The sequence below is a fragment of the Mycobacterium sp. genome (assembly GCF_035570115.1).
In the GTDB taxonomy this organism is placed as follows: domain Bacteria; phylum Actinomycetota; class Actinomycetes; order Mycobacteriales; family Mycobacteriaceae; genus Mycobacterium.
In genome coordinates this window covers 1-9817 of sequence record NZ_DATMLH010000129.1, presented here as the reverse complement: position 1 = coordinate 9817, position 9817 = coordinate 1, and the positions used below count along the sequence as shown (strand labels likewise).

Below are 9817 nucleotides of genomic sequence, written 5' to 3'. Positions count from 1 at the left end.
GACCAGATCTACTACGACGCCCCCGACTACGCGCACGCCTACGCGATGCGCACCGATGCATTCCCGCCGGACGGCGAGTTCCCCGGCAGCGACCCGGACATGGCGTTCCGCCAGCTGATCATGGAAGCGGGTTCCGACATCGGCATTCTGGAACCCGGCGCCTACCCGGCGCGGATCCCCGAGGCGCAGCACGCGATGGCGGCCGCCTTGAACGACTGGCAGGCCAACCACTGGCTCGACAGCCACAACAACTGGCACCAGCGGTGGCGCGGATCGATCTGCGCCGCGATCGAGGAGCCCGAAGAGTCGGCCCGCGAGATCGAGAAGTGGGCCGGGCACCCCTACATGGCGCAGATTCTGATCAAGGCCGAGCCGCGGCCCCCCTGGGGTAACCCGAAGTACGACCCGATCTGGGCCGCAGCCAGCAAACACGACATGCCGGTGAGCTGCCACCTGTCCCGCAGCCAGTTCGACGAGCTGCCGGCCCCGCCGGTGGGATACCCCAGCTACAACCACGACTTCATGGTCACCTATTCGCTGCTGGCCGCCAACCAGGTGATGAGCCTGATCTTCGACGGCGTCTTCGACCGCTTCCCGAGTTTGCGGATCGTGTTCGTCGAGCACGCATTCAGCTGGATCCTGCCGCTGATGTGGCGCATGGACGCGATCTACGAAGCCCGTAAATCCTGGGTGGAGATCAAACGCAAGCCGTCGGAATACGTCAAGGAACACATCAAGTTCACCACGCAGCCGCTGGACTACCCCGAGAACAAGACCGAGCTGACCCGCGCGCTGGAATGGATGGAGTGCGAAAAGATCCTGCTCTTTTCCTCGGATTACCCGCACTGGACCTTCGATGACCCGCGCTGGTTGGTCAAGCACCTGCCCAAATACGCCCGGGACGCGGTGATGTACAAAAACGGCATCGCGACCTATCACCTTCCGGAGACGGTTCCCGTCCTCGAGGGTCAAGTCCGGGTGCTCTGAATTGCCGGAAGACACCAAGCGGCCCGAGCCCCGTCTCGCCCAGGGCCGCGAGCATGTTGTTGCCACGGTTGACGAGATCCCGCCGGGCCAGCACAAGCTGGTCCCGATCGGACGTCACGGTGTCGGCGTCTACAACGTCAACGGCACTTTCTACGCCATCGCGAATTACTGCCCACACCAAGGTGGTCCGCTGTGCTCGGGACGTACCCGAGGACACACCATTGTGGACGAGACCGCACCCGGCGATTCGGTCATGGTGCGGGACAAGGAATACATCTATTGCCCTTGGCACCAATGGGGTTTCGAGCTTGCGACCGGCACGACCACGGTCAAACCGGAATGGAGCATCCGCACCTACCCGGTGCGAGTCATCGGCAACGACGTCCTGGTGATGGCCTGACGTAGGAGGAGAATCTGTGTCTTCTATCGAGGTGAACGGTGGCAACGTCGTCTACGAAATCCTCGGCGAGTCGGGCGATCTCATAGCCCTGACACCGGGAGGCCGGTTCAGCAAGGAAATTCCCGGTCTACGTCCCCTGGCTGAGGCATTGGCTGCCGGGGGTTATCGGGTGTTGCTCTGGGACCGACCCAATTGCGGTGCCTCCGAAGTGCAGTTTTACGGGCAGAGCGAGTCTCACATGCGTGCCGAGACGCTGAAGAAGCTGTTGAACGCCCTCGGTGTTGAGCGGTGCATCCTGGCCGGCGGCTCCGGTGGTGCAAGGGATTCCATGCTGACCACGATGCTCTACCCAGAACTCGTGGAGAAGCTCGTGGTGTGGAACATCGTCGGCGGGATCTACGGCACGTTCGTGCTCGGTTCCTTCTACATCGTCCCAAGCATTCTGGCGGTGCGCGGTACCGGAATGGACGGCGTGGTGAAGGTGCAGGAATGGCGCGACCGGATCGAGGAAAACCCGGCCAACAAACAGCGGTTCCTCGACTTCGACTCCGACGAGTTCCTCAAGGTCATGCTGCGCTGGCTCAACGCGTTCGTTTCCAAGCCTGGGCAGACGATTCCGGGTGTCGAGGACGAGATGTTCGATCGAATCCAAGTCCCCACGTTGATCATTCGTGGTGGCGAGAACGACATGGATCACCCCAAGCGGACGTCGCTGGAAGTCAGCTGTCTGATCAAGGGATCGAAGCTGATCGACCCGCCCTGGCCGGAGGATGCCTGGGAGCGCGCGTCCGAAGACCGCGCGGCGGGGCGAGTGCAGCACTTCAACATGTTTGATACCTGGGTGCAGGCGGCCCCCGCGATCCTGGAATTCCTGGGATCGTGATGTCTCACAATGCACTAGATAGTGCGAATGTGGACCTCGCAGTTCAGCGACGCCTCCAGCGCCGTATGGATCCGGCTTTCCGGAATGCGCTCGAGGTCGGCTTCGCGCAGTGTCACGTGGACGATGTCGAAGCCGTCATCGCCAGGCGTCCGGATAATTTCGCCGGTGAGTCCGAAACCGGACAACACACCGTGCGCGTCGTCATCGGTTCCCCTGCTGACGAAGGTGACCACGCCGGGCACCGGGGTGGCGACAAAAGCTTTCGTGCACAGGTCAATCGCTACTTGCTTGGCCGCGTCGACGTCATCGCAGGCGATCAACAGCTCTACCTCGCGGCGACCGGCAGGCATGGCCCCGAGATCTTTGAGGATGACGTCGCCGCCCACCTGGCCGACAAGCCCGAGGAGCACCGCCATGCCCTCCGCTAGTTGTGCAGGCGCTAGCGCATTCTCCGGGTCGACGTTGACGCGCACGACTGCAGTCCGCATGTGCGCAAGCCTAACTGCGACGTTGAGGGGCAGCTGATGGAGACCAGCGCTGCGCCTGCGATCACAATCGCCTCGTCGCCTGGTTTCACGCCCAGGCTGCTGGGCGACCAGGGCGACCAAACCCGAGAAGACATCGCCGCGTACCGGGGACTTGACGGATACCAGCCGCTCGTCGGAACTGACGAACTACTCGGTGAGGTCGAATCCGCAGGACTACTCGGACGTGGCGGTGCCGGGTTTCCGCTCGCGGTCAAGGTGCGCGCGGTGCGCGACTACATGCCCGCTGCCGGTGACACCGTCGTCGTCGCGAACGGTGAAGAGGGCGAACCCGCTTCGATCAAAGACCGCTGGTTGCTGCGGCACCGGCCGCACCTGATCCTCGACGGACTGCGGCTTGCCGCTGCGCTGGTGTCCGCGAACCGCGCCTACGTGTACGTGTCGGACCCGGAGTCTGCGCGCAGTGTAAAGACCGCGTTGACCGAGGTAGAACCAGACGCGTTGGGCGGCATCACGGTCGAGGTGTGGAACGTCGAACCGGGTTACATCGCCGGCGAGGAGACCGCCGCCATCCGCGCGATCAACGGCGGTCCGGTGAAACCGACGGACAAGCCGCCACGACCATTTCAGAGTGGTGTCGGCGAGCTCCCCACGCTGGTGAGCAATGTCGAGACCCTGGCCAATCTGCCTTACCTGCAACGCCACGGCTCAGCCGCGTTTCGCTCACTGGGCACGGCGCTTTCTACCGGCACCTTCTTGGTAACCCTCACCGGCGGCGGCCGACCGCCCGGCCTCTACGAGATCCCGCACGGTTTGCCGTTCGCCGAACTGCTTACCTTGCACGGTATTTCGCCTGAGCAGGTAAGAGGTGCGCTGTTGGGGGGCTATTTCGCCGGCTTGCTCAATCGCTCGGTGCTGGACGCCACGTTGGACCATGAGACCCTGCGCGGCCTTGGTAGTGGCCTGGGCAATGGTGCGATAGCAGTGATCACCGACGACTGCCCGGTCGCCGTCGCCGCGTCCGTGCTGGCGTACTTCGACCGTGAAAACGCCGGGCAATGCGGTTCCTGTTTCAACGGGACCGCGGCGATGGCCGCCGTCGCCACGGCACTGCGCGACGGTGTCGCCACCGACGAGGATCTGGCGAGGTTGCGCCGCTGGTCAGTGGTGCTTCGCGGGCGCGGCGCATGCGCGACGTTGGACGCCGCGACCAATATCGCCGCGAGCCTGCTAAAGAACTTCCCCGACCTGGTCCAGAGTCATCTCGACGACGGTTGCCAGACATGCCAACTCGTCGCCTTCAAAGCCGATCGTCCCTACGAGGTGGAGGCGGTGAGCCTGACATGAGAATCCGTCTCGACCGCACCGTGTGTGACGGCTTCGGCGCGTGCGCCAAGCATGCGCCGGACTACTTCTCGCTCGACGACTGGGGATACGCGTCGCTGGAAGGCAACGGCGAAGTCGCCGAAGGTGACCGCGACGACGTGCTGCGGGCGCTACTGGATTGCCCGGTGCACGCGATCACCGAGTGGGGCGAGCACCACGACGGCGAGCCGCATCCGAGGTCGGGCGGTGCCGAGGATGCCGCCGAGCACCTCAAAACCGAGGCCAACGAAGCGGAGTGGGGTTTCACGCGTTGACGCAGAACACCGGACGCCCGCTGCCCTTGGTCACCGACGATAACGAATTCTTCTGGCGCTCGGGTGCAGACGGCACGCTGCGGCTGCAGGGCTGCGCCGACTGCGATGCGCTCATCCATCCGCCGGCACCGATCTGCCGGTACTGCCGCTCGCACCGGCTAGAAGTTCGGGCGGTGTCGGGTCGCGCGACGCTGGCCGGATTCACCGTCAATCACCGGTTCAGCCTGCCCGGCTTGCCCGCACCATACGTCGTGGCCCAGGTGGCGATCGCCGAGGATCCGCGGGTCCGGTTGACCACCAACATCGTTGAGTGCGACCCCGAGCATCTGCAGCTCGGTCAGCAAGTGGAGGTCGTCTTCGAGCGGGTCGAGGACGTGTGGCTACCGCTGTTCCGGCCTGTCGAAGACGCCGAGCTCGCTGAGCTGCCAATCGACGAAATCGCACCGGAGCGTTTCGGTGAATATGTCCGACCGATGCTCACACCGGAGAAGTTCGAAGACAAGGTGGCCCTCACCGGGATCGGCATGTCGGAGATCGGGCGTCGGTTGATGGTGCCGCCGCTGTCGCTGACGGTGGCCGCGTGCGAGGCGGCGGTCGCCGATGCCGGCTTGACACTCGACGACATCGACGGCCTGTCGACCTACCCCGGCGGGGGCAACCTCGGCGGGTTCGGCGAAGGCGGAGTGACCGCGCTGGAGGCCGCGCTGGGCATCCGACCGACGTGGCACAACGGCGGGATCGAAACCTTCGGCCCGGGCGGGTCTGTCATCGCGGCGATGCTGGCCATCGCCGGCGGGCTGGCCCGTCACGTGCTGTGCTTCCGGACGCTGTGGGAAGCCACCTTCAACGAGCAGATGAAACAGGGCAAGATCGTTCCGTCCATGGGCCGCCGAGCCGACTGGCTGATGCCGTTCGGCGCCACATCGGCGGCGCACACGTTGGCGCAGAACGCGCAGCGCCATTTCCATCGCTACGGGACGACGAAAGAGACGCTGGGCTGGATCGCCTTGAACCAGCGCGCCAATGCCGAACTCAACCCGTCGGCGGTCTACCGGTCTCCGATGACGATGGACGACTACCTGAACGCGCGGCCCATCACCACGCCGTTCGGGCTCTACGACTGCGACGTACCCTGCGACGGGGCAATCGCCGTCATCGTCTCGGCCGTCGATGTCGCCCGCGACATGGCCAAACCGCCGGTGCTGGTCGAGGCGGTGGGCACACAGATCACCGAGCGGATCGACTGGGACCAAAGCACATTGACCCACGAGCCGCAGGTCCTCGGCCAATCCGCGCATCTGTGGTCGCGCACCGCGCTGCGACCCGAGGATGTCGACGTGGCCGAGCTGTACGACGGGTTCACCATGAACTGCCTGTCCTGGATCGAAGCGCTTGGCTTCTGCCGGATCGGTGAGGCCAAGGAATTCCTGGACGGCGGCAAGAACATCGCCCGCGACGGCCAGCTGCCGCTCAACACGCATGGCGGTCAGCTGTCGCACGGCCGAACCCATGGCATGGGCCTGCTGCACGAAGCCGTCACCCAGCTGCGCGGTGAAGCCGGTCAGCGGCAGGTCGCCGATGCTCGAGTCGGCGTGGTCAGCAGCGGCGGCCTGACGCCCAGCGGCGTACTGCTGCTGCGAGCCGACACATGACCACCGCGCCCCAGCCCAGAGTCGTCATCGTCGACGGCGTGCCGATGTCGGCACTGTTCGCCGAGGCTGAAGACCCCAAGGCCGTCATCGTCGCCATTCACGGCGGAGGCACCACCTCAATCTATTTCGACTGTCCGGGCCACCCCGAATCGTCTTTTCTGCGAACGGGTGCGGCGCACGGATTCACCGTCGTGGCACTGGATCGCCCCGGCTACGGCGGCTCGGCTCCCTATCCGGAAGCGGTGGCTCGCCCCGAGCAGCGGGTGCGGCTTGCGTATGGGGCCGTCGATCGCATTCTCGGCGAACGGCCGCGCGGCGCGGGCGTGTTATTGCTGGGCCATTCCGGCGGATGCGAATTGACAATGCGGATGGCCACAGACACGCAGGCCGAACGCGGTGGCGATCTGCTGGGCATCGAACTGGCCGGCACCGGCCGGCATTACCACCCGGCGGCCCGCGAAATGCTCAAGACGGCAACCCGGGAACGCCGCCCGTCGGGCCTACGCGAATTGTTATGGCATCCAACGGAACTGTATCCTCCCGAGGTGCTCAACGGAGCGACGGTGTATCCGGGGGCTCCGCCCTACGAGGACCTCATGGTGTCCAACTGGGCCCGTCAGGACTTTCCGGCGCTTGCGCCCGCGGTGCGGGTCCCGGTGCACTTCAGCATCGCCGAACACGAGAAGGTCTGGGAGACCGACGCTTCGGCGATGACGGAGGTCGCGGCCATGTTCTCGGACGCGCCACGGTTCGTCATCCATCACCAACCCGACGCCGGGCACAACATCAGCCTCGGCCACACCGCCGCGGCCTACCACGCGACTGTTCTGGCGTTTGCGGAGGAATGCTTGTCTGCTCAAAAGCAAGGCACGCGTGAAAGTCCCGATTTGGAGGCCGGTTGATGCATGTCGGATTCATAGGGTTGGGCAGTCAGGGCGGCCCGATGGCGGAGCGCATCGTCGACGCCGGCTTCCCGACGACACTGTGGGCCCGCCGACCGGCGTCACTCGAGCCGTTCGCCGACACCGCGGCCAAGGTCGCCGGATCACCGGCGGAACTCGCGGCCAGTTGTGATCTCGTCTGCCTCTGCGTCGTCGGTGACGCCGACGTCGAGCAGGTCACCGGCGGCGAGAACGGTGTGCTGGCCGGGCTCAAGCCGGGCGGCGTGATCGCCATCCATAGCACCGTCCACCCCAAGACATGCCATGAGTTAGCGAAGAAGGCCAGTGCACAAGGTGTCTCGGTTATCGACGCACCGGTGAGCGGTGGCGCTCCGGCGGTGGCCGAACGTCGCCTGCTGGTGATGGTCGGTGGTGACGCCGACGTGGTCGAGCGCTGCCGCCCGGTGTTCGAGACCTACGCCAACCCCATCGTGCACCTGGGTGATCTGGGCTCCGGACAAACCACGAAGCTGTTGAACAACCTGCTGTTCACCGCCAACCTGGGAACGGCGGCCGCCGCCTTGGTGCTCGGAGAGGCGCTCGGGGTGTCGCCGGACCGGCTCACCGACGTCATCTCGCGCGGCAGCGGGAACAGCTTCGCGCTCAACGCTCTTGGTGGCGACACTGGCGGTTTGGACCGTCTTGCCAGCCTTGCCGGGGCGCTGCTGCAGAAGGACGTGCGCTTGGTCGCCGACCTTGCCGATGCCGCCGCCGTTCCCGGTGGGGCCGTGCTTGACATGGCCGATGCCACCCTGACCCTGATGAAACACCCACGGTGAGAATCGGATTCATCGGCGCGGGACGGATGGGACGTCCCATGGTGACCCGTCTCGTCGAGGCCGGCCACGACGTCACGGCGCTCGGCCGCTCTGCCGAGAAGCGTGCTGCCATAGCCCAACTGGGCGCCACCACCGTCGCCCACACGGCTGAGGTGAGCGCGCAGGCGGACGCGGTGATCGTCTGCCTCTTCACCGACGAACAGGTACAGCAGGTCTGCCTGGCCGACGACCTGCTCGCGACGATGCCGCCGGGCTCGGCCCTGGTGGTGCACACCACGGGAAGTCCCCGCACGGTCGAGACCATCGCCGTGCGCGCGGCAGCGCACGACGTCGACGTCGTCGACGCGCCGGTCAGCGGAGGCCCGCACAACGCCGCGGCAGGTGCGCTGACGCTGTTCGTCGGTGGCGCCGAGGATGCGGTGGCGCGGGTACGCCCGGCGTTGAGCTGCTACGGCGATCCGGTCTTGCACGTCGGCTCGCTGGGCGCGGGGCAGAAGGTGAAGCTGGTCAACAACGCACTGTTCGCGGCGCACATCGGGTTGCTGTCTGGCTCTGTCGAGCTGGCTGCCCGGCTCGGCGTGCCGGAATCGACGCTGCTCAACGCCCTTCCGCACGGCAGCGCCGCGAGTCGCGTACTGGACATCGTCGCCGCGGGCGGATCCGTCGCGTCCTTCATCGACACGGCCGGCGAATTCGTCGCCAAAGACGTTGGCGTGGTCCGGAGTATCGCCGCTGAACTGGGCAGTGACCTGGGTGTCCTCGACGACGCCATCGGCGCGGCGATGCCGGGGGTGAGATGAGGTCTTTTCCACCCGCCACGAACCGTCTACCGTTAGCGTTACAGTCAAGCATTCCGTCGTAACGGCGTGAGGCGCTGACCGGGCGCGCAGGAGGGTGCAATGACCAAGCCGAAGGTCGTCTTCGATCCGTTCTCCGAGGAGTACTTCACCAATCCGTTCGATATCTATCGACGAATGCGTGAGGACGCACCGCTGTACTACGACGAGAAAGAGGATTTCTACGCGCTGACCCGCCACGAAGACGTGGCCGGCGCGCTCAAGGACTTCGAGACCTACTCCTCGAGCCGTGGTTGCGACCTGGCGATGGTGCGCAGGGGCATATCCCCCGAGCAGAAGTCCATCATTTTCATGGACCCGCCGGAGCACCGCCACATGCGCAGCCTGCTCAACAAGGCCTTCACGCCGCGGGCCGTTCAATCGCAGCACGACACGGTCGTTGAGGTCGTCGACAAGTACCTGAGCGCGGCCGATCCCAACCGGTTCGACGTCGTGCAGGACTTCTCCGGGCCGTTCCCCGTTGAAGTCATCACCACGATGGCCGGAGTGCCGGAGGAATACCGCCAGCAGCTGCGGCACTGGATCGACACCAGCCTGTCCCGCGAACCGGGACAGATTGAGATCAGTGAGGCCGGCATGCAGGCCAACATCGACACCGCGATGTATTACTTCGGGCTGGTGCAGGAACGGCGGGAAAACCCGCGCGACGACATGCTCAGCAAGCTGATCGCCGCCGAAATCCCCGCCGAGGATGGTCAGACTCGCAAGCTCGACGATATTGAAATATGCGGTTTTGCCACGCTTCTGGGCGGGGCCGGCGCCGAGACCGTCACCAAGTTGATCGGCAGCGCGGCCGTGCTCTTCGCCCACAACCCAGACCAGTGGGAGAAGCTGAAAGAAGACCGCAGCAAGATCCCCGGCGCCGTCGAAGAGTTGTTGCGCTACGAGGGACCAGTTCAGTACAACGTCCGCTGGACCTTGAAAGAGGCGCACACCAGCGGTGGCACGATCCCCGCCGGCAAGCCGGTGTTCTTGATGAAGGCCGCGGCGAACCGCGACCCCGACGCCTTCACCGACGCGGACACGTTCGACATCGAGCGCGACCAGACCGAGGCACAGCACCTCGGTCTGGGGTACGGGATTCACAGTTGCCTGGGCGCTGCGTTGGCCCGGATGGAAAGCAGCATCGCACTGGAGAAGCTGCTCGAATTCATGCCCCGTTACGAGGTGGATTGGGACGGCTGCAAACGGGT

Annotated in this window: 11 protein-coding genes; 10 read left to right on the top strand and 1 reads right to left on the bottom strand. The window is 65.2% G+C overall.

Annotated features, from left to right (window positions below):
• The 3 genes from VNW74_RS12075 to VNW74_RS12065 form a co-directional block, all read left to right on the top strand.
• A partial coding sequence (locus VNW74_RS12075) for an amidohydrolase family protein (RefSeq protein ID WP_325677056.1) occupies window positions 1–987 on the top strand: 987 nt, incomplete at its 5' end.
• Window position 988: 1 nt separating this feature from the next.
• Complete coding sequence (locus VNW74_RS12070) at window positions 989–1387, top strand: Rieske (2Fe-2S) protein (protein WP_325677054.1); 399 nt, start codon at window positions 989–991, stop codon at window positions 1385–1387.
• A 16-nt stretch (window positions 1388–1403) separates the two neighbouring features.
• The gene (locus VNW74_RS12065; protein ID WP_325677052.1) at window positions 1404–2270 is read left to right on the top strand and encodes an alpha/beta hydrolase; all 867 of its coding nucleotides are present in this window, start codon (window positions 1404–1406) and stop codon (window positions 2268–2270) included.
• Window positions 2271–2284: 14 nt separating this feature from the next.
• Here the strand turns inward: VNW74_RS12065 and VNW74_RS12060 are convergent, their stop codons facing one another.
• Entirely contained in the window at window positions 2285–2758 is a 474-nt protein-coding gene (locus VNW74_RS12060; protein ID WP_325677050.1) for a hypothetical protein, read from the bottom strand.
• Window positions 2759–2794: 36 nt separating this feature from the next.
• Between VNW74_RS12060 and VNW74_RS12055 the strand changes: the two genes are divergently transcribed.
• From VNW74_RS12055 to VNW74_RS12025, 7 genes are all read left to right on the top strand, one after another.
• Entirely contained in the window at window positions 2795–4102 is a 1308-nt protein-coding gene (locus VNW74_RS12055) for an NADH-ubiquinone oxidoreductase-F iron-sulfur binding region domain-containing protein (protein ID WP_325677048.1), read from the top strand.
• On the top strand, window positions 4099–4395 hold the full coding sequence (locus tag VNW74_RS12050; protein ID WP_325677046.1) for a ferredoxin: 297 nt from the start codon (window positions 4099–4101) through the stop codon (window positions 4393–4395). Before VNW74_RS12055 ends, VNW74_RS12050 begins: the two co-directional genes overlap by 4 nt.
• Window positions 4392–6047 (top strand): thiolase C-terminal domain-containing protein, encoded by a 1656-nt coding sequence (locus VNW74_RS12045; protein ID WP_325677044.1) that lies wholly within the window; start codon window positions 4392–4394, stop codon window positions 6045–6047. The genes VNW74_RS12050 and VNW74_RS12045 overlap by 4 nt, the downstream gene beginning before the upstream one ends.
• Window positions 6044–6949, top strand: a complete 906-nt coding sequence (locus VNW74_RS12040) for an alpha/beta hydrolase (protein ID WP_325677042.1) — start codon at window positions 6044–6046, stop codon at window positions 6947–6949. Before VNW74_RS12045 ends, VNW74_RS12040 begins: the two co-directional genes overlap by 4 nt.
• Entirely contained in the window at window positions 6949–7767 is an 819-nt protein-coding gene (locus VNW74_RS12035; protein WP_325677040.1) for an NAD(P)-dependent oxidoreductase, read from the top strand. Before VNW74_RS12040 ends, VNW74_RS12035 begins: the two co-directional genes overlap by 1 nt.
• Window positions 7764–8567 (top strand): NAD(P)-dependent oxidoreductase, encoded by an 804-nt coding sequence (locus VNW74_RS12030; RefSeq protein ID WP_325677038.1) that lies wholly within the window; start codon window positions 7764–7766, stop codon window positions 8565–8567. Before VNW74_RS12035 ends, VNW74_RS12030 begins: the two co-directional genes overlap by 4 nt.
• Before the next feature lie 99 nt (window positions 8568–8666).
• Window positions 8667–9817 (top strand): cytochrome P450 (locus VNW74_RS12025; protein WP_325677036.1); only part of this gene is annotated, 1151 nt, incomplete at its 3' end.

What these genes read in the sequence shown, in the direction of transcription:
- VNW74_RS12060 (WP_325677050.1), bottom strand. Translation starts at nt 2,758, where the DNA reads ATGCGGACTGCAGTCGTGCGCGTCAACGTCGACCCGGAGAATGCGCTA.
- VNW74_RS12055 (WP_325677048.1), top strand. Translation starts at nt 2,795, where the DNA reads ATGGAGACCAGCGCTGCGCCTGCGATCACAATCGCCTCGTCGCCTGGT.
- VNW74_RS12050 (WP_325677046.1), top strand. Translation starts at nt 4,099, where the DNA reads ATGAGAATCCGTCTCGACCGCACCGTGTGTGACGGCTTCGGCGCGTGC.
- VNW74_RS12040 (WP_325677042.1), top strand. Translation starts at nt 6,044, where the DNA reads ATGACCACCGCGCCCCAGCCCAGAGTCGTCATCGTCGACGGCGTGCCG.
- VNW74_RS12035 (WP_325677040.1), top strand. Translation starts at nt 6,949, where the DNA reads ATGCATGTCGGATTCATAGGGTTGGGCAGTCAGGGCGGCCCGATGGCG.